At 52.2% G+C, this 18,714-nt stretch carries 17 protein-coding genes; 12 read left to right on the plus strand and 5 right to left on the minus strand.

Translation table 11 applies throughout. From position 1 onward, the window contains the following. The first annotated feature begins 25 nt into the window (after positions 1–25). Both AACZ19_RS16175 and AACZ19_RS16180 read left to right on the plus strand, forming a co-directional pair. Complete coding sequence (locus AACZ19_RS16175; protein ID WP_339635526.1) at positions 26–820, plus strand: TIGR03084 family metal-binding protein; 795 nt, start codon at positions 26–28, stop codon at positions 818–820. 28 nt (positions 821–848) lie between these two features. Beyond that, complete coding sequence (locus AACZ19_RS16180; protein ID WP_339635527.1) at positions 849–2,882, plus strand: NADPH-dependent 2,4-dienoyl-CoA reductase; 2,034 nt, start codon at positions 849–851, stop codon at positions 2,880–2,882. Positions 2,883–2,914: 32 nt separating this feature from the next. On the opposite strand, the gene AACZ19_RS16185 is transcribed toward AACZ19_RS16180, so the two are convergent. Next, positions 2,915–4,060, minus strand: a complete 1,146-nt coding sequence (locus tag AACZ19_RS16185) for an acyl-CoA dehydrogenase family protein (protein ID WP_339635529.1) — start codon at positions 4,058–4,060, stop codon at positions 2,915–2,917. A gap of 164 nt (positions 4,061–4,224) precedes the next feature. Here AACZ19_RS16185 and AACZ19_RS16190 point away from each other — a divergent pair, with 164 nt between their 5' ends. The 8 genes from AACZ19_RS16190 (at position 4,225) to AACZ19_RS16225 (ending at position 12,819) form a co-directional block, all read left to right on the plus strand. After that, complete coding sequence (locus AACZ19_RS16190) at positions 4,225–4,848, plus strand: TetR/AcrR family transcriptional regulator (protein ID WP_339635531.1); 624 nt, start codon at positions 4,225–4,227, stop codon at positions 4,846–4,848. Between the two features lie 39 nt (positions 4,849–4,887). After that, complete coding sequence (locus tag AACZ19_RS16195) at positions 4,888–5,715, plus strand: enoyl-CoA hydratase-related protein (RefSeq protein ID WP_339635533.1); 828 nt, start codon at positions 4,888–4,890, stop codon at positions 5,713–5,715. 5 nt (positions 5,716–5,720) lie between these two features. After that, positions 5,721–7,532 (plus strand): acyclic terpene utilization AtuA family protein, encoded by a 1,812-nt coding sequence (locus AACZ19_RS16200; protein ID WP_339635535.1) that lies wholly within the window; start codon positions 5,721–5,723, stop codon positions 7,530–7,532. Positions 7,533–7,566: 34 nt separating this feature from the next. Next, the gene (locus AACZ19_RS16205; protein ID WP_339635536.1) at positions 7,567–9,666 is read left to right on the plus strand and encodes an acetate--CoA ligase family protein; all 2,100 of its coding nucleotides are present in this window, start codon (positions 7,567–7,569) and stop codon (positions 9,664–9,666) included. After that, a complete protein-coding gene (locus AACZ19_RS16210; RefSeq protein ID WP_339635537.1) occupies positions 9,663–10,868 on the plus strand; it encodes a CoA transferase in 1,206 nt (401 codons plus the stop codon). The genes AACZ19_RS16205 and AACZ19_RS16210 overlap by 4 nt, the downstream gene beginning before the upstream one ends. Before the next feature lie 48 nt (positions 10,869–10,916). Then, on the plus strand, positions 10,917–11,552 hold the full coding sequence (locus tag AACZ19_RS16215) for a glutathione S-transferase (RefSeq protein ID WP_339635538.1): 636 nt from the start codon (positions 10,917–10,919) through the stop codon (positions 11,550–11,552). Between the two features lie 21 nt (positions 11,553–11,573). Next, positions 11,574–12,236: a rhomboid family intramembrane serine protease gene (locus AACZ19_RS16220; protein WP_339635539.1), complete on the plus strand. Its 663-nt coding sequence runs from the start codon at positions 11,574–11,576 to the stop codon at positions 12,234–12,236. Positions 12,237–12,339: 103 nt separating this feature from the next. After that, positions 12,340–12,819: a YHS domain-containing (seleno)protein gene (locus AACZ19_RS16225; RefSeq protein WP_339635540.1), complete on the plus strand. Its 480-nt coding sequence runs from the start codon at positions 12,340–12,342 to the stop codon at positions 12,817–12,819. Between the two features lie 82 nt (positions 12,820–12,901). Here AACZ19_RS16225 and AACZ19_RS16230 read toward each other — a convergent pair whose 3' ends face one another. From AACZ19_RS16230 to AACZ19_RS16245, 4 genes are all read right to left on the minus strand, one after another. After that, on the minus strand, positions 12,902–13,396 hold the full coding sequence (locus AACZ19_RS16230) for a DUF934 domain-containing protein (RefSeq protein WP_339635542.1): 495 nt from the start codon (positions 13,394–13,396) through the stop codon (positions 12,902–12,904). Next, positions 13,389–15,041 (minus strand): nitrite/sulfite reductase, encoded by a 1,653-nt coding sequence (locus tag AACZ19_RS16235; RefSeq protein WP_339635543.1) that lies wholly within the window; start codon positions 15,039–15,041, stop codon positions 13,389–13,391. Before AACZ19_RS16235 ends, AACZ19_RS16230 begins: the two co-directional genes overlap by 8 nt. Positions 15,042–15,055: 14 nt before the next feature. Then, the gene (locus AACZ19_RS16240) at positions 15,056–15,370 is read right to left on the minus strand and encodes a DUF2849 domain-containing protein (protein ID WP_339635545.1); all 315 of its coding nucleotides are present in this window, start codon (positions 15,368–15,370) and stop codon (positions 15,056–15,058) included. Positions 15,371–15,503: 133 nt separating this feature from the next. Then, on the minus strand, positions 15,504–16,253 hold the full coding sequence (locus AACZ19_RS16245; protein ID WP_339635546.1) for a phosphoadenylyl-sulfate reductase: 750 nt from the start codon (positions 16,251–16,253) through the stop codon (positions 15,504–15,506). Between the two features lie 264 nt (positions 16,254–16,517). Here AACZ19_RS16245 and AACZ19_RS16250 point away from each other — a divergent pair, with 264 nt between their 5' ends. Both AACZ19_RS16250 and AACZ19_RS16255 read left to right on the plus strand, forming a co-directional pair. Continuing rightward, positions 16,518–17,210, plus strand: coding sequence for a thermonuclease family protein (locus AACZ19_RS16250; RefSeq protein ID WP_339635547.1), 693 nt, complete (start codon positions 16,518–16,520; stop codon positions 17,208–17,210). Between the two features lie 6 nt (positions 17,211–17,216). Then, positions 17,217–18,713 carry a M48 family metalloprotease gene (locus AACZ19_RS16255; protein WP_339635548.1) on the plus strand — a complete coding sequence of 499 codons (1,497 nt, stop codon included), beginning with the start codon at positions 17,217–17,219 and terminating at the stop codon, positions 18,711–18,713. Position 18,714 lies beyond the last annotated feature (1 nt).

An 18,714-nucleotide genomic window follows, 5' to 3' on the forward strand; every position in this document is an offset into this window, starting at 1 on the left:
GCCATTAAATTAGGAAAGAGAGCTCATGTTAAAAGAAGCCTATGATTTCAGAGATGTAAGTGAAGCGCTTTATGAACTCATCGCTCCCCTCGGCGAAGACGATTATACCCGAACGACCCTGTTCCGGGACTGGACCGTGAATGATGTCATGCAACATCTGCATTTCTTTAACTACGTGGCGGATCTGACCCTGTCGGATGAAGAGGAGTTTAAAAGGGTTTATGGGAAGCTGAAAGGCATTCAGGAAAAATCTGGTTCGTTGGTGGTTGCGACGGATGAAATGCTGGAAGGGCTCAAGGGGATCAAGCTTCGGGACGCCTGGCGGGAATATTATATGGCAATGGCGGATCGGTTCTATGAAGCCGATCCGAAACAACGCCTTCAGTGGGTTGGCCCCAGCATGAGCGCTCGATCCAGTATTTCTGCGCGATTGATGGAAACATGGTCCCACGCGCAGGAAATATATGATTTGCTGGGCGTTGAGCGTGTTGAGCGGGACAATATTAAAAGCATTGCTGTCATGGGAATGAATACCTTCGGCTGGACCTTTAAAAACCGTGAGGAACCGATACCTGAGACGATCCCTCATGTTCGGCTTATGGCGCCATCGGGGGACATCTGGGAATGGAATGCGGAAAATTCAGAAGATATTATAGAAGGGGACGCTGCCGATTTTTGTCAGGTGGTGACCCAGACACGCAACATCGCCGATACGAATTTAAGGGTTGAGGGAGATATCGCAACGCGCTGGATGTCAGTCGCCCAGTGTTTCGCAGGCCCTGCCCGAAATCCACCTGCGCCTGGAACCCGTCACGCTTGAGTGGACAACGCGATTAGAGGAAGTTGGTATGGCCGAACATAAGAAATATCCGATCCTTTTCTCCCCGCTTGACCTTGGTTTTACAAAAATCAAGAACCGCGCCCTTATGGGATCAATGCACACAGGGCTTGAAGAAATCGAAAATGGTTTTGAGCGTATGGCGGCCTATTTTGCGGAACGTGCCCGTGGCGGCGTTGGGATGATCATTACTGGAGGCATCGCACCGAATGCGGAAGGCGGGATGGGTGCGAAACTTTCCAATGCGGAGGAAGTGGGACAGCATCGGCTGGTGACAGTGGCGGTGCATGAGGCGGACCCGGAGACGAAAATATGCATGCAGATCCTTCATATGGGACCGCTTGCCCGCAATGACAGTCCCGTTGCGCCATCGGCCATCCGGTCGCGTATTGCCAGAAAAACCCCGCGGGAGCTGGACGAGGCCGGGATCGAGAAGCAGATTGAGGATATGGTGAATTGTGCCGTTTGCGCGCAGAAAGCTGGCTATGACGGTGTCGAGATGATTGGCTCTGCCGGGTATCTGCTCAGCACCTTTCTTGTCGAGAAGACGAACCAGCGGACCGATAAATGGGGCGGCTCCTACGAAAACCGGATGCGGTTCCCGATTGAGGTCATGCGTCGTATTCGGGAAGCTGTCGGTCCGAATTTTATCCTGATATTCCGGATTGCGGCGATGGACATGCTACAAGGCGGCATGTCACGCGATGAGATTATCGAACTTGCCAAGAAAATAGAGGCAGTCGGCGTCAATATTATCAGCACCCATTTCACCTGGCATGAAGCTGCAGTTCCGACAATTGCCACCATGGTGCCACGCGCGGCCTTCACCGGCGTAACAGGTCGGCTCCGCAAGGAATTGAACATCCCGATGATAACAAGCAACCGCATCAATATGCCGGATGTCGCGGAGGAGGTCTTGCGGCGGGGGGATGCAGATATTGTCTCAATGGCGCGGCCTATGCTGGCGGATGCGGAACTTGTTAACAAGGCCTTTGACGGCCGGGAAGATGAAATCAACACCTGCATCGCCTGTAACCAGGCCTGCCTGGATCATACATTCAATGCAATGGAAGTCAGTTGCCTCGTCAATCCGCGCGCGTGCCATGAAACGTTGCTCAACTACGATCCGACAGAAGCGCCGAAGAAGATTGCCGTTATCGGCGCAGGACCGGCGGGGCTGGCTTATGCGGAAGTCGCGGCAAAGCGCGGCCACAGCGTTACAATGTATGATGCGGCGGCGGAGATCGGCGGTCAGTTCAACCTCGCGAAACGCATCCCCGGCAAGGAAGAATTTTATGAGACCATCCGCTATTTCAACAGGATGATCGAAAAGCGGGGTATAGAGCTGCATCTCAATACGAAAGTCTCGGCGGATATGCTGGAGCGCGCGGGTTATGACAAGGTTGTTGTCGCCACTGGTATTTCACCGCGCGTCCCGGACGTTGAGGGTATTACTCATCCCAAGGTCGTCAGCTATATCGATGTTATCACCGGAGCGAAGCCTGTCGGCAAGAAGGTGGCCATCATGGGGGCGGGCGGGATTGGTTTCGATGTTGCAGAGAATATTATGCATGCCGGTAAATCTGCCGCTCTTGATGTTGATATATTTGCTCGGGAGTGGGGAATTGACTTTGATAACCATCCGCGCGGCGGTGTCACGGGCGTTGAACCGGTTGTGGCGAAAGCGGACCGGGACGTGACGTTATTGCAGCGGAAAACCTCTCCAGTCGGCCGGGGTCTTGGAAAAACAACCGGCTGGACCCATCGCATTTCTCTTGCGCGACGTGGTGTCAAGATGATCAACGGGGTTGAATATCTGAAAGTCGATGACGACGGCTTGCATCTCCGGATCAGTGACAAATATGAAATTCTGGATGTGGACACCATCATCGTTTGCGCAGGGCAGCTGCCTTTGCGAACCCTTTATGACGAACTGATTGAAAAGGGGGTCGATGCGGAACTGGTTGGCGGCGCTTATGAGGCCATGGAGCTGGACGCAAAACGCGCTATCAATCAGGCGAGTTATCTTGCCGCTGCAGTTTAGGTATTTGCGCTGTATTCAACCTTGCGGCTAGCCTAATCCGGCGAAATGCCCATTAGTTTTGTAATGACTTTCAGCATGATTTCGTCGGCGCCGCCACCAATTGAAGTCAGCCTAAAATCCCGGAACTTTCGGGATATGGAGGATTCCCACATATATCCTTGTCCGCCCCAATATTGCAGGCAGCTATCCATGACTTCTCGTTGGAGGCGGCCGACCTTCAACTTGGCCATTGACGCGAGCTTGGTTACGTCCTCTCCGCTGACGTATCGTTCGACGGCATAATATGTCAGCGCCCGGAGTGCCTCGACTTCTGTTTGCAGTTCGGCCAGGCGGTAATTGACGACCTGATTGTCAAGGATGGACTTACCGAACGCTTTTCTCTCGCGGGTGTATTCAATTGTCTCGTTGATCGCCTCTTCCATGACGCGGGGGCCGCGTGCCGCAGCGAAAAGGCGCTCTTCCTGGAATTGCTGCATCTGGTAGATAAATCCCCGGCCTTCCTCGCCGATACAATTTCTTTGGGGAACGCGGACATCATCAAAGAATAGCTGCGCCGTATCTGAAGACATCATACCGATTTTACGGATTTTATGTTTGGTAATGCCAGGGCTGTCCATCGGGACAATAATCAGAGACTTATTCTTGTGGATCGGTCCGTCCCCCGTATTGGCAAGGAGGCAAATCCAGTCGGCCTGAAGGCCGTTGGTGATATACATTTTCGATCCGTTGATCACATAATCATCACCCTCTTTCCTCGCCGTCGTCTTCAGGCTGGCAACATCAGACCCGGCGGCTGCCTCGGTTACACCAACACAGCCAACCATTTCCCCGGCAATGGCGGGCGCGAGATAATTCCGGCGTAGCTCGTCTGAACCGAAACGAGCGAGCGCAGGTGTCGCCATGTTGGTTTGGACGCCAATGGCCATGGCAATGCCACCACAGGCGATATATCCCAATGCTTCCGAGGAAACGGCTTCATATGAATAGTCCAGGCCGCTCCCGCCAAATTCAACGGGTTTGCTGATCCCCAAGAATCCCATGTTTCCCATTTTCTTGAAGAGTTCATGGGCAGGAAATTGTTCTGCTTCTTCCCATTCATCGACATGAGGATTGATTTCCGCCTCAATGAATTTTTTAAGACTTTCGGTAAGCTCCCGGTGCTCTTGGGTGAATTGCATAGCTCTGCCACCTTCTTATTCTGCAGAATATTAATTTATTCAGCTGACCCCTGTAGGGATTGTATTTTTTATGCTATGAAACTAACATTCATGCATGAATGTTACAAATGGTAATTCACACGGCCACTATTGTTATTCATTTGTGAGTGTGTCGGGAGATTTTTTTGACCGAAGTAAATTTAATCAAGGGGGATAATCGCCGTAGCCAGGAAGAACGCCGGGCGGAAACACGCGGGCGTCTCGTGGAGGCGACAATCAAGCTCCTCCATGAAAAAGGTGCGGGGCAACTCACCATGGAGGAGGTGGCGCGGGAGGCCAGCTTGACGCGCGGCGCAATTCAGTACCATTTTGAAAACCCTAAATCACTTCTGGTCGCGAGTATATTTGAAATTGCAGAAAGGCTCAGCCGCCATTTGGATGCGGAGGCCTTGATGCGCCTACCGCTTGATGAGCGAATTGATCATATCGTCGATAACTATTGGCAAGGTTTTGGCGGGGTCAACTATGCTGCGTTTATCGAAATCGCGATGCGCGGTCGGCAGGATCCGGAGTTTGAATCAGCGATAACAAGCACACTGGCGGAGCTAGAGGAAAAAAGAGCTATTGTCTGGCAGGCCGTTTTTGCCGATAGTGGGCGAAACAGGGAAGAAATCCAATCATGGCGCCGAATGCTGATGATAACGTTGCGCGGTCTGGCGTTGACGAAAATGATTTCGGGAGATCAGGAAAAGGTTTCACTGCACATCGACCAGTTTAAGGATATGCTTAGGAGATACCTGACCGAGTAAATTTGCGCAGGCGATGCAAAAATAAGAAAGAAAAAGAAGATGCATAAACTACCGGATTGTGAGTTTTTGAAGCTCGAAGTTGTAGGTTCGCGCCTTAACTTGACGTTTAATCGTCCCGATCAGAGGAATGCGATCAATAGCCAGATGGGCGCGGAGTTCGCGTCCGTTGTCGACTGGCTTGAAAAAACACTGGATGTCAGGGTTGTTGTGCTGCGCGGGGCTGGCGGCCATTTCTGTGCGGGCGGCGATATCAAGGAACGGCGCGATATGGCGGAGGATATTGTCACGGCAGACAGTGATCCGATTATGGAACGCAACCAGTCGGCGGGACTAGCCTTTCTGAAATTTGAAAACCTTCCGCAAACAACGATTGCGGTTGTCGAGGGGTCGGCATTTGGCGGCGGCATGGGTTATGCTTGTCTCGCGGATATTACAATTGTTGCCGCAGGCGCGCGTATGGGAATGCCGGAAACAACGCTGGGGGTCGCGCCAGCCCAGATTGCCCCTTATGTGGTTAAGCGGATCGGTCTGACGCGCGCGCGCCAGCTGGCCCTGACCGCAGAACGTTTCGATGGGACGAAGGCTTTTGAATATGGTATCGCGCAATATCTCTCGGCAGACGAAGAGATTGATAAAACGCTGGAAGATGTGGTTACGCGAGTGTTGAAGTGCGGGCCGATGGCAAATGCGGCGACCAAGGCAATCATGTTGAAGGTGGGATCACTGCCTGAGGAAGACATGATCCGCTTTTCTGCCGAGAAATTCTCTGAGCTCAATCGCGGCGTGGAAGGCAAGGAAGGGCAATCGGCCTTTGCGGAAAAACGGAAACCTGACTGGCAAGTTGCCGGTGATGATGTGAAGGGGTGATTGTCATGACGAAGGCAAAATGCATCCGTATCGGCGGCGCTTCGGGTTATTGGGGCGACTCTCAGGAAGCACCCAGGCAGCTAGTGATGAAAGGGGACCTTGACTATCTCGTATTCGATTATCTCGCGGAAGTGACGATGTCCATCCTGGTGCGCGCGAAAGAGAAATCACCGGATCAGGGATATGCTCGGGATTTCGTTGATCTGGCGATGAAGCCACTTCTGCATGAGATAAAATCACGTGGCATCAAGGTTGTCGCCAATGCTGGCGGGGTCAATGTGGCGGCCTGTGCCGCTGCGCTGGCGAAGGTGGCCAATGACGCGGGGATCGATCTCAAGATCGGAACGGTTGATGGCGACAATCTGGCGGACGAGATTGAGGCTTTGCGGAGCGAAGGTATTACGGAGATGTTTTCGGGCGCAGAAATGCCAGAGGGAATGATCAGCGCGAACGCCTATCTCGGCGCTTTTCCGATTGCCGCCGCGCTGGACAATGGTGCCGATGTTGTCATTACCGGCCGATGTGTCGATAGTGCCGTGACGCTGGGGCCATTGATCCACGAGTTCGGCTGGACTGTTGACGATTATGACAAGCTCGCAGCTGGGTCGTTGGCCGGACATATCCTTGAATGCGGCGCTCAGGCGACCGGGGGTAATTTCACCGACTGGCAGGATGTCGTCGGTGGTTGGGATGATATGGGCTACCCTATTGCGGTTTGCCGCGAAGATGGAACATTCGCGATCACGAAACCTGGAGGAACCGGAGGTCTCGTTTCCCGCCTGACAGTCGGGGAGCAGATCCTGTACGAGATCGGTGATCCTTCAGCCTATATAATGCCCGACGTGATTTGCGATTTTTCCAATGTGACCCTTAACGAAACGAAGAAGGACTGGCTGGAAGTGGCAAACGTGAAAGGTCGGGCGCCGACTTCTACCTATAAAGTCTCAGGTACCTACAAAGACGGCTTCCGCGCAACTGCTTCAACGGTGATCACAGGCTTCGATGCCGTCGATAAAGGGCGCGCCTTTGCCGACGCTTTGATCAAGCGAACACGGCGGTTGTTCATGGAGCGTAATCTTGGCGACTATCGTGATACAGCGGTGCACATCATCGGATCGCAGACCCTGTGGGGGCAAAACGCAGAGGAGGCGGCTGCCGCTTCGAGGGAAATTGTAACGCAGATAGACGTGCGACATGATGAACGCGCGGCGATTGATCTTTTCTCCAAAGAAACAACAGGCGTCGGTCTTTCCATGACGACCGGGCGCTGCTCGGCCGGATCTGCGGGGCGACCAAAGGTCACTCCGGTTGTCGCACAGTTCGCCTTTCAGATAGATAAAGCGCAGATTGATCCAAAAATATATATCAACAATAAGCCGGTTAAATATAAAAATAAGGTTCCGGCAAGATTTTCGGCAATGCCGAAGCCGGAACATGCACCGCAGGATGCATCTCTCGAAGGATCTTCCGATACGATGGTCGAGGTGCCTTTGATAAAGCTCGCGGTAGCTCGGAGCGGGGATAAGGGAAACAACGCAAATGTTGGTGTTATCGCCCGCAAAGCGGACTATCTGCCCTGGATAAAGCAAAGCGCAACCGAAGAAGCGGTCAGGACCTATTTTGCGCATGTTGTTGAGGGCGAGGTCATACGGTTCGATTTGCCGGGCATGGATGCGGTGAACTTCCTGCTGATGAATTGCCTGGGAGGCGGGGGAACGTCGACACTGCATCTTGATAATCTTGCGAAGACTTATGCGCAGCAGCTTCTGGCGCTGCCCGTCAGGGTCCCCGCAAAATTGGCCGAAGGGCTTAACTAAATAAATTGATAACTAGGGATAATAAGGAAATAAGATGACCCATCCACTTGAGCCGATGCTCCGGCCTAAATCTGTAGCTGTTATTGGTGCGTCGAATACGCCGTCACGTATCGGCGGACGGCCCATTCACGCCATGAAGACGGCGGGTTATAAAGGTAAAATTTACCCCGTAAATCCCAACTATGAAACCATCCAGGATTTGCCGGCCTACGCGAAAATTCAGGATGTTCCGAAGGACGTGGATTGCGCGATTATTGCCGTATCCGCAAAAGTGGCAGTTCAGACGCTGCGTGATTGCGCCGACCATGGCGTGAAAAGCGCGGTAATGTTCACGTCTGGTTTCGCCGAGCAGAGCGAGGAGGGTGCAGAGGCCCAGCGTGAAATTTCTGAAATCGCCCGAACAAGTGGCATGCGGATTGTGGGTCCGAATTGCCTCGGTGTCTTTAATATCAGCACGGGTTGGTATGGCACCTTCAGTAACGCCCCGGGGGCCTTGTTGCTGCCACCTGGCCCAATCGGCATTGTTAGCCAGAGCGGTGCCTACGGCGCGCATGTCTTTGCGGTTTCCCAATTGCGCGGAGTTGGGGCGAACTATTGGGTGACGACAGGCAATGAATCCGATGTCGATGTAGCGGAAGTTATCGAATATTACGCCCAAAATCCGGAAGTGAAGGTTATTCTCGCCTATGCGGAGGGGATGAAAAACGCAGACCGGGTATGCAGCGCTCTTGAAAAGGCGCGGGATGCCGAGAAGCCAGTGATCTTCATGAAGGTCGGCAAGACCGAGGCAGGCGCCGCAGCGGCGGCCTCGCATACGGCTTCGCTTGCGGGCGCGGACGCCGTTTATGACGCACTCTTCAAACAGTATGGCGTGTACCGCGCGGAAACCACAGAAGAATTCGTCGATATCGCCTATGCCTGCCAGTTCGGAAAATATCCGAAAGGCCGAAAGATTGACCTGCAGACCATTTCAGGCGGTGTCGGTGTTCAGATGGCGGATGCGTCGGTCAAATATGGGCTGGAAGTCACGCCATTACCGGCCGCGACGCAGAAAAAGCTGAAGGAAATTATACCTTTCGCCGGTGTCAACAATCCGGTGGACTTTACAGCACAAGCTCTGAACGATCCGAAGCTGATGGAAACCAATATCCGGATGACGATCGAGGAAGCAGATTTCGACAGCCATATTGTTTACCTGGCGGGCGTCCCGGCGTCGCCTTTTACCCGCGATGCCTGTCTGCAGATTTTCACCAATGTTCGTCACGACTATCCTGACGAAGTTTTGATGATGAGCCTGATTGGTCCAAAGGATGTGGTCACTCCCTTCGAAGACCTGAAAATACCTTGTTTTGAGGACCCGTCCCTCACCGTGCGGGCGATGGCAGCGCTCAATTATTTCGGGGAGGTTTTTGCGCGCGGTCGTCCTGATGTTCCTCCCGAACTCCCGAGTGGAGCTCTTCCCGCACCAACGGAGCCAATCGCGGAACATGAAGCAAAAAAGCTTCTTGCCAGCATTGGTATTCCTGTGACCCGTGAAGAGCTGGTCCAGTCGGCGGGTGAGGCGGTTAAGGTCTGGCGGGATATTGGCGGCGCGGTCGTCATGAAAATCGCCTCGCCGGATATCCTCCATAAGACGGAAATAGGCGGCGTTCTGCTAAAGCTGAATTCGGAGCAAGAGGTGGCGGAGGGTTACGCCACCCTCATTGAACGCGCCCGCAAGGCGAAACCGGATGCGAGGATTGACGGTGTAATCGTTGCGGAAATGGTTTCAGGCGGGGTGGAAACCGTTATGGGGGTTGTCTGCGACCCGGTCTTCGGCCCGGCGGTCATGTTTGGCCTGGGCGGTGTTTTTGTCGAGGTGCTGAAAGACGTCACGTTCCGTCTCGCACCCTTTGGTGTGGATGAGGCCTACCGGATGATTGAGGAGATTCAAGGGCGTGCGATGCTTGATGGCGTTCGTGGTGCTCCGCCGTCAGACATAAAGGCACTTGCCGAAGCACTCTCGAAACTGTCTGTCTTCGCAGATGCAAATGCCGATACCATCGAGACGATTGATGTCAATCCGTTCATTGTCCTGCCGGACGGTGCGGTAGCCGTGGATGCACTGATCGTTCCAAAGGAAGTTTCGAAATGAGAGCTTATGAAGGATTGAAGGTCGTTGATTTCACGCAGGTTCTGGCTGGCCCTATCAGCACCCAGATGTTTTCCCTTCTCGGTGCGGATGTCGTAAAAATCGAGGCGCCGATCAAGGGGGACCAGCTTCGCACGACCCTCACAGATGCTGAAATGGTGGCCAAACGGCTTTCCCCCGCGTTTTTAACGGTAAATCTTGGTAAGAAAAGTCTGGCTATAGATCTTAAGTCCGAAAAAGGCCGTGAAATCGTTTATAAGCTGATTGACGATGCGGATGTTGTGGTTGAAAACTTCCGCCCCGGAGTTGCCAAAAAACTTGGTATTGATTACGAGACCCTGAAAAAGAGAAAACCGGACCTTGTTTATTGCTCAATCAGTGGCTATGGGCAGGTCGGGCCGAGGAGTGGCGACAAAGCCTATGATTCCGCTATTCAGGCAGCATCGGGATTGTTTACCCTGAACGGCCACGAAGAGTCAGGGCCGACGCGTATCGGTATCATGGTGATTGATATGTTCACTGGGGCCAATGCCGCATTTGCCATTTCATCCGCCCTGTATCGGCGGGAAAAGACTGGTAAGGGCCAGTATGTTGACGTCGCGATGTATGATAGCGCCCTCATGATTGCTGCCGCACAGATGGCAGATTTTATGGTTCGCGGAAATATTCCGCCGCTGATCGGTAATGAATCGCCAACACGGCAACCGACAGCCGGTGTTTTCGAGACGAGCGACGGAATTGTTCTGATCGCTACAATTACACCCGATCAGAATATCGCCATGCTAAAGGCAGCAGGTCTTGGCCATATGCTGGATGATCCGCGTTTCGCAACTTTTGAAGCACGGCAGGCAAATCTTAAGGCTGGCCTGGAACTGGTGGGGGAGGCGATGAGAACCAAAGCTACCACCGAGTGGATTGACATCATGAACAAGGCGGGTGTCGTTGTACAGGCAGTGCGGACCCTTGGCGAAGCGACCTCGGATCCGCAACTTGAACATCGTGGTATTTTAGTGAAAGCTGAGAATGTTCATGGTTTCGATGAGGCGCTGCGCCTGGTAGGGGCTCCCTTTATCGCGAATGAAGACAGTCCGATGAATGTTGCAGCGCCTCCTGGGAAGGTTGGCCAGCATACGGAAGAGGTGTTGCGCGGGCTCGGATATGATGACAGCGAAATCGCCAAAATTCTGGCATTGAATGAGGGATAACCTAGTTTCCCACTCAATATAAATTCTTTTCTGAGAAAGTACCCGCAAATGATAACTGTTCACCATCTCAATGACTCCCGCTCTCAACGGATATTATGGCTGTTGGAGGAACTCGACATCGACTATGAGGTGGTGAATTATCAAAGGGATGCGACAACTCGCTTGGCACCTTCGGAATTGAAGAATATCCATCCTCTCGGAAAATCACCGGTTATCATGGATGGAGACATTTCCATTCATGAATCCGGGGCTATTACTGACTATCTCATCCGCACTTACGGAAGTGGTAAATTCACGCCGAAAACAGGGACGAAGGAATACGAAAAATATGTGGAATGGCTGCATTATGCGGAAGGTTCGGCAATGCTCCCCTTACTGCTTCGGTTATATACCGCACGACTTGGTGACGCGGCCGCGCCGTTGATGCCACGCATCGATGACGAGACAGCAAATCATTTTTCTTTTATGAACTGTGAAATGACAGATCGCGAGTTTTTTGTTGGCGCCAATCTTACCGGTGCAGATATCATGATGTCTTTTCCCTTGGAGGCGGCGCGCGCGCGCGGAATACTTGATGACTATCCGGCCCTTTCCAATTATGTCGCTCAGATTCAGCAACGCCCGGCCTATTTGAGGGCTCTTGAAAAAGGGGGGAAATACACTTATGGTCCGGCCACTTCCTAAAATCAATCGGAATGGGGCGGCGTGACAGACGAACAACAAAACCGGGAACCGGTCTTCAATGTGCCGCCTGTGACGGTTTACCTGGTTTCGGCCATCTTCATTGTTCACCTTTTGCTGACCGTTACTACGCCCGAGACATTTGATTGGGTTTATAAGAATTTTTCTTTTCGTCCGGCTGTGATATCCGCCATTCTGGAACAACCTACGCTGGCTGGCCTTGCGCATATATTCATAACCCTGAACAGCCATATGTTTCTCCACCATGATTGGAGCCATATGATTTTGAATGCCGGAATGCTGCTGGCGTTCGGTTCTATGGTGGAACGGCGATTTGGTGCTGTGCGGTATCTAATCCTTTATTTTGCTTCTGGCTGGCTCAGCGCAGTGGCCGAGTACTTTATTGCGGTCCCGAATATAGACGTTACGCTTTACGGAGCATCGGGGGCTGTGTTTGGAGCGATGGGGGCGACGACCATTATTCTTGTACCGCGATATGGCGTGCGCGGTGTACTGACTATGATTGCCGTCTTGCTGGGACTCAATATTATCATTGGTGCAACGCCGCTTGGTACGTTACTGGTCGGGCCGGGGGCGGATATTGCCTGGGTCGCGCATCTCGCCGGATTTGTGGCGGGATTCCTGTTTGCGCTCCTCTATGTCGGTGGGCGTCCAATACGGCGATAGCGTTCACGCCATTGTTATTAAATGTGGCTGGCCGTTGATGCCGATTTCATTATCTTCTTCTCATTGCAAAGACATGGTTTTCAACCCCGCATGTGAGGTATTCATGATGATGAACCGTTGGATTAATCTTCAAGGCGTCGCAATTGCACTTTTTATTGCGATCATTTCTGTCGCGATGGCACAGACCGCAGCAGCGGAAAAACGCTATTACAGCACTCTGTTTGGAACGGCTGTCGAAGGATATGACGTTGTTGCCTATTTCACCGAAGGAAAACCGGTTGAGGGCAACAGTGACTACAGTGTCGAGTGGATGGGGACCGAGTGGCATTTTGCCAATGAAGAGCATAAGAAGATGTTCGAGGCTGATCCCGAGAAATACGCACCGCAATATGGTGGCTATTGCGCCTGGGCGGTTAGTCAGGGCTATACGGCGTCAACAGTTCCCGAAGCATGGTCAATAGTGGACGACAAGCTTTATCTGAATTACTCAAAAGGAGTTCAGAGCACGTGGGAGGAAGATATCCCGGGTAATATAAAGCAGGCTGACGGCAACTGGCCGGGAATAGAGAAGGATCTGGAATGAAAAAGCACCTGGCTGCCGGGGGAGCGAGAACCAGGTGCTTTCAAAAGGAGCCGCATTGCGCGGCTCTCTTATTCCGGGCCACCTAATCCTCACGCCGCCAGATCGGAAACTCCTCGTCACTGGCGGGTTGATAGGTTACCGTCATCTCGTCAAAGGCTTTTAGCGAACTTGGGACATCCTGGTCATCTCGGAGTTCGAACCCGTTAATGCCACATCGTTGCATATAGAATAGTTGGTCATAAAGAACATCGCCAGTGGCTCGAATTTCCCCTTTAAAGCCGTAGCGCTCCCTCAGGAGCCGTGCCTGACTAAAGGCTCTGCCATCCGCCATTTTTGGAAACTCCAGCACAATAAGATCGAGCCGCTCCAGGTCATCCTGGATAAGTGCCGGGTCATCGGTATTGCGCAATGAAACACCCAGCCGCCCATTACGCTCAAGCAGCGATTCGCGGGATTTTAGCCATTCTTCAAGCGGAACATATATATCGCCCGTGGGAAGAGAGCTGCTCTCCTCCAGCCCCGTGAACGGCATCCATTCATCATTGTCCGCTTTGCGATCCTTGATGTAGTTATCCATAGAGCCGCTCTTTGAACAAGGGCTGCCCGACCCGGCGATAGGTCATCAGGAAGGTTTCCTCCGGATCTTCACGGTGCTCCAAATAGACGGAGAGTACCTTGCCGACGGCATCAACGATTTCATCTGCCTCAAAGGCGGGACCGATAATCTTGCCAATCGCCGCGTCTTCACGGGCGCTGCCGCCCAGCGTCAGCTGATAAACTTCCGCTCCCTTTTTGTTGACACCAAGAATTCCGATATTGGCGACATGATGATGTCCGCAGGCATTTATGCAGCCCGAGATATTGATGCTGACATCTCCAAGATCGTTGACGAAATCATAGTCATCAAAACGTTCCGTAATGGCTTGTGAAATCGGAATTGATCGTGCTGTTGCGAGAGCACAATAGTCTAGCCCCGGGCAGGAAATAATATCTGTTACATGGTTATAGTTCGGTGTCGCGAGATCAAGCGCCACCAGTTCTTCCCACAGAGCAGGCAAATCTTTCACCTTTACATCGGATAGCACCAGATTCTGCCGGTGTGTCGTCCGAATCTGCCCCAGACTATACTTGTCCGCCAGATCGGCAATTGCGTCCATCTGGTCGGCTGTGACATCACCGGGAGGTTGATGGGCTGTCTTCAAAGACAGATAGACAATCCGGTAACCCGGCTGTTTATGCAGTTCGATATTCTTGTCGACCCATCGGGCAAATGTCGTGTCACTGAGCAGGAGATTCTCATACTCTCCGTTACTATCTGGAAGGTCTTCGTAATCAGGGTCATTGAAGAAGCCTTTTATCCAGGCTAAGTCCTCATCTCGGATGTAAAGACCGCTTGCTTTGATTTTCTCCCACTCAGCCTCGACGAGTTCCCGGAATTTCTCTTCTCCGGTTTCATGAACCAGTATCTTGATTCGGGCTTTGTAGAGGTTGTCGCGACGGCCAAGCTGGTTATAGACCCGCAAGATGGCTTCAAGATATGTCAGCATATCCTGTTTCGGAAGGAAGGGGCGAATGACCTTGCCGATCATCGGCGTTCGGCCAAGGCCCCCGCCGACAAACACCTCAAGCCCGGTCTCTCCGTCGTCATTCTTGATAAGTCGCAGGCCAATGTCATGCACGGCGACTGCCGCTCGGTCATGGATTGCGCCGCTGACCGCAATCTTGAACTTGCGCGGGAGAAAATTGAATTCGGGATGAAACGTAGACCACTGACGAATCAATTCGCAATAGGGGCGGGGATCCTCAACCTCATCGCGGGCGACGCCGGCAAGCGGATCGGATGTGGTGTTGCGAATGCAGTTTCCGCTTGTCTGGATGGCGTGCATTTCCGCTTTCGCCAGGTCGTCCAGAATATCCGGCACATCTTCGAGCTTTGGCCAGTTGTACTGAATATTCTGCCGGGTGCTGAAATGGCCATAACCCTTGTCGTATTTACGGGCGATATGGGCGAGCGTACGCATCTGGTCCGATGACAGGAGGCCATAGGGTATGGCAACCCGCAGCATGTAGGCATGCAGCTGTAAATACAGGCCATTGCGAAGGCGCTGGTGCTTGAACTCATCTTCCGAAAGCTCGCCCTTCAACCGACGCTCGACCTGTCCGCGAAACTGGGCAACCCGCTCTAGCAGGAGCTGGTGATCCTGCTCTGAATATTGATACATTGTATACCTTGCCTTTAGGCGGCTTTGCGGCTCGCGCGGACTGCGTCTTGCGGCAGGCTGATCGTCGGACCGCTTGCGCGAATTTGCTCGCGTTTCGTGGAGGCGATGTAACCAGCTTCCGTTTCAAGGACGTCAATCGCGTAAGGCGCGACGATGTGGTTATCCTGTTCTGCCTGCTCTGCTGCCAGTTTCAGAATTTCAAGCTCCGAGTCCGTTCCTGCGGTTGCCTGCCGTATATCGGGGGTCCAGGAAGGATTGCCATTTTCAAGAGTAAGATACGCGACCAGACCTTCTTTTAACAGGGATGCCGTATAAACCTGCAATGCCATTGTTGCTCTCCTTAATAAAAGGCTCAACATACAACCGAGCGCGAGCCAATATCCTTATTTCTTATAAATGTAGATATTTATTTTAATATCGCAAGAAAAATGTGATTTAAAATTAAATAACACAAAAATTATGTTATATAGATGTCACCAATCCTGAGGGACGCCTTAAGTGGATGCCGCACTCCGTTTTCGCCTTGCCGGCCCATCGGCCAGACCTTGGGTCGGCGCCCTCGGCGACCCGGCTGGTGCAGGGCATGCAGCCAATGGACTTGAACCCGTCTGCCACAAGTGGGTGGGGCGGCAAGTTTTTTGCCAGAAACGCCTGCTTGATGTCGTCTCCTGTCCAGTCAGCAAGGGGATTGATCTTGATGAAATCCGTGTCAGCTTCGATCGTTGAAAGACCGGACCGGGTTGCTGACTGGAAGTTCTTGCGACCAGTAATCCAGGCTCTAAATCCCAGATTTCCCATTTTATTCATCATCTTATCAAGTGGCTGTACTTTCCGGATATGACAGCATTTGTCCGGATCTTCGTTGAACAGCATGTCATCCGGATCAAGCCGTAACAGAACGCCGTCATCGGGACTGACGATACGGACATCCTCCAAGCCGAAATGATCTGTCAGGGTTTTTTGATAGCGCAACGTTTCCCCGAAGAGACGGCGTGTATCGAGAAAAATAACCGGGATTGTCGGGTCAACCTTTGCGACCATGTCAAGCAGCACTGCGGATTCAGCACCGAAGGAAGATGAAAGCATTATCTTCCCACCGAGCTCTTTTGTCACAAGCGCATCAAGTAACGACGTGCCGGAAAGATGGCCATAGAGCCCCCGGAGGCGGGCGGCTTCCGATTCGGAGCAAAACTGGGCTGTAGAATTGGTCATTCTCTATCCAATCGTTTTCACATTCCCATCATAGGTATGAGGTATACATTTAAATATCAACTAAAAACGTATAAAAATATATTACACAGTAATAGTATGTAAAATAAGAAAGTGTTCTGCCCCCTCTAATCTGATTGATTGCCAATGAAATAATCGCCAAAATAGGGTGGGGGAAAAATGCGTGGTTTGGGATTTATGATTGCTGGCGTCTTGTTTGGACTATCTGCCTTGGCTCAGGCAGAAACGTTTGAAACTGGGCACGTCTTGAAAAAACTGGAAGACAATCTCATTGTGACGGTGGATGATGCCCGCGTCACGATTTATGGTGTGCGCCTTGTTGACGAAAAAACGAACGTCTCTCTTTATCTTGATGCCCGCCAGTTCATTCTCAATTCCCTGAATGGATTGCGATTCTCTTTAGAAACAGGTGAATTTCGCAAGTCCGGCTCCCTTCATAACCGTTATGGGGACTTGCAGGGCCGTATCATAACAGCGGATGGCGAATGGCTTCAGGAAGCTCTGATTGCTGAGGGATATGGTTGGTGGGACGCGTCTCCAAAATATCCCCCGGAGTTTCGGGAGCGCCTGCTAGTGGCTGAGAAGCGGGCGGCCGAGAGGGAATTAGGGCTCTGGCGGGAGTTTTCTGTTTTGGACGCAAACCAACCTCCAAATCGATATTGGGACGGACAGTTCATCATCGCCAAGGGCGTTGTTCTTGACGTTTATAAGAGTTCCAGCACGACCTATCTCAATTTTGGGGAGGACTGGCGAACTGATTTTACAGCAGCCATCTCTTCGACCGCGCGGAAAAAATTTGAACACGGGGACTGGAAGTTGACGGACCTGAAGAGTAAATCAGTTAGGGTGAGGGGGCTTGTTCGGTTTTATAATGGCCCATATTTAGAACTGGAATTTCCAGAACAGCTGGAAATACAGGAAACCGCAGGTGAAGGATAGCAACAAGTGAGGAAAAGCGCTTTACATAAACGCTGGCGACCGGCCCGGCTCTTTATTGTTCCCGTGATTGCTCTCGGACTTCTCCCTCCAATGACCACGTCGGCGAATGCCAATCTGCTTGATAACCTCTTCTCTGTCTTCGAACCGGGCGACGATCAGAAAATTGGGGCGGAACAGCATGAGCGTGTTGTTGCGCAATATGGCGGTGAATATATTCAGGAAGGACTGAATGAGTATATTCTCGATATCGGCCTGCGCCTTGCCTTCGTCTCGGAAATGCGGGATTTGCCGTGGCGCTTCACCATTCTGAATTCCCCCGTCGTCAACGCATTTGCGCTTCCGGGCGGATATGTATACATCACGCGTGGTTTACTGTCCCTAGCCACGAATGAAGCTGAGGTTGCCGGTGTGCTCGCCCATGAAATAGGACATGTCACGGCCCGCCACGGCGCGGCCCGCCAGTCCCGAGCGACCGGGATTGGTCTTTTGGGCGTGCTTGCGGGCGTGTTGACGGGTAGTTCCGTTGTTCAGGAGCTGGGACAGCAACTGGGCGGACTTTACGTAGCTTCATATTCGCGTGAGCAGGAGTATGAAGCCGATCAGCTCGGGGTGAGATATCTCGGAAAGGCAGGGTATCCGCGCGAAGCAATGGCCGATTTTCTGTCTCGGATGGATGCGCAGACCAAATACATGGCAGCTATGACAGGGAATGCTGGCGGCGGTAGCTTCGATTTCTTCGCCTCCCACCCCCAGACAGGAGATCGTATTGAACGGGCGGCGGCATCGGCGAATCAAAAGGCTGATGACCTTGACCGGAAATTTGAAAAAGATCGTTATTTAGCGGCCATTGACGAAATGCTCTATGGGGACGACCCCAAAGAGGGGATTATTCGCGGCAGAGAGTTCCTGCATCCCGTCTTGAGATTTAAATTCATGGCGCCGGAGGACTTTCAGCTTATTAATTCCGCACAAGCGGTATATGCGGTTGACGGGAAGGGCAGCCAGATGGTGTTTGATCTGGGTAAGCAGGCAAATTACGGGCAATCAATGGCAAACTACCTGCAGCGGGAATGGCTTGCGAAACTGAACGTACCAAATGTTACATCTATGGAGGTTAATGGCGCTCCCGCAGCCGCAACCCGTCTTGCGCTTGATCGGAATGGGACAACTGTTTACCTGACGGCGGTGGCAATTGATTTCGGGAATGGCCGTGTTGCGCGATTTGCCTATCAGAGCACGGTATCCAATAGCAGCCTTCAGGAAAAATTTACCCAGAGTTTTAAAAGCTTCCAGCCGATGGATGCTGCAGAAGCGGCAGCCATCAAACCTGCACGGATAGAGATTGAAGCGGTTACGAGTGGCGAGAGCCTTTCTTCTATTCTGTCCGGAATGGCGGATGTGTCGAAGGACAAGGAAGCACTGTTTATTTTACTCAATCCGGCATTTGAGGACGGAGTTCCTCCATCGGGCCAGCAATATAAAAACATAAAATTTGGTGGTTAAG

It is taken from the genome of uncultured Sneathiella sp. (genome assembly GCF_963973085.1).
Classification (GTDB): Bacteria; Pseudomonadota; Alphaproteobacteria; order Sneathiellales; family Sneathiellaceae; genus Sneathiella.

Bases quoted from the DNA above. Each gene is read 5' to 3' on its own strand.
- AACZ19_RS16175 (WP_339635526.1), top strand. From the start codon at position 26: ATGTTAAAAGAAGCCTATGATTTCAGAGATGTAAGTGAAGCGCTTTAT.
- AACZ19_RS16180 (WP_339635527.1), top strand. From the start codon at position 849: ATGGCCGAACATAAGAAATATCCGATCCTTTTCTCCCCGCTTGACCTT.
- AACZ19_RS16185 (WP_339635529.1), bottom strand. From the start codon at position 4,060: ATGCAATTCACCCAAGAGCACCGGGAGCTTACCGAAAGTCTTAAAAAA.
- AACZ19_RS16195 (WP_339635533.1), top strand. From the start codon at position 4,888: ATGCATAAACTACCGGATTGTGAGTTTTTGAAGCTCGAAGTTGTAGGT.
- AACZ19_RS16200 (WP_339635535.1), top strand. From the start codon at position 5,721: ATGACGAAGGCAAAATGCATCCGTATCGGCGGCGCTTCGGGTTATTGG.
- AACZ19_RS16205 (WP_339635536.1), top strand. From the start codon at position 7,567: ATGACCCATCCACTTGAGCCGATGCTCCGGCCTAAATCTGTAGCTGTT.
- AACZ19_RS16210 (WP_339635537.1), top strand. From the start codon at position 9,663: ATGAGAGCTTATGAAGGATTGAAGGTCGTTGATTTCACGCAGGTTCTG.
- AACZ19_RS16215 (WP_339635538.1), top strand. From the start codon at position 10,917: ATGATAACTGTTCACCATCTCAATGACTCCCGCTCTCAACGGATATTA.
- AACZ19_RS16225 (WP_339635540.1), top strand. From the start codon at position 12,340: ATGATGATGAACCGTTGGATTAATCTTCAAGGCGTCGCAATTGCACTT.
- AACZ19_RS16230 (WP_339635542.1), bottom strand. From the start codon at position 13,396: ATGGATAACTACATCAAGGATCGCAAAGCGGACAATGATGAATGGATG.
- AACZ19_RS16235 (WP_339635543.1), bottom strand. From the start codon at position 15,041: ATGTATCAATATTCAGAGCAGGATCACCAGCTCCTGCTAGAGCGGGTT.
- AACZ19_RS16240 (WP_339635545.1), bottom strand. From the start codon at position 15,370: ATGGCATTGCAGGTTTATACGGCATCCCTGTTAAAAGAAGGTCTGGTC.
- AACZ19_RS16245 (WP_339635546.1), bottom strand. From the start codon at position 16,253: ATGACCAATTCTACAGCCCAGTTTTGCTCCGAATCGGAAGCCGCCCGC.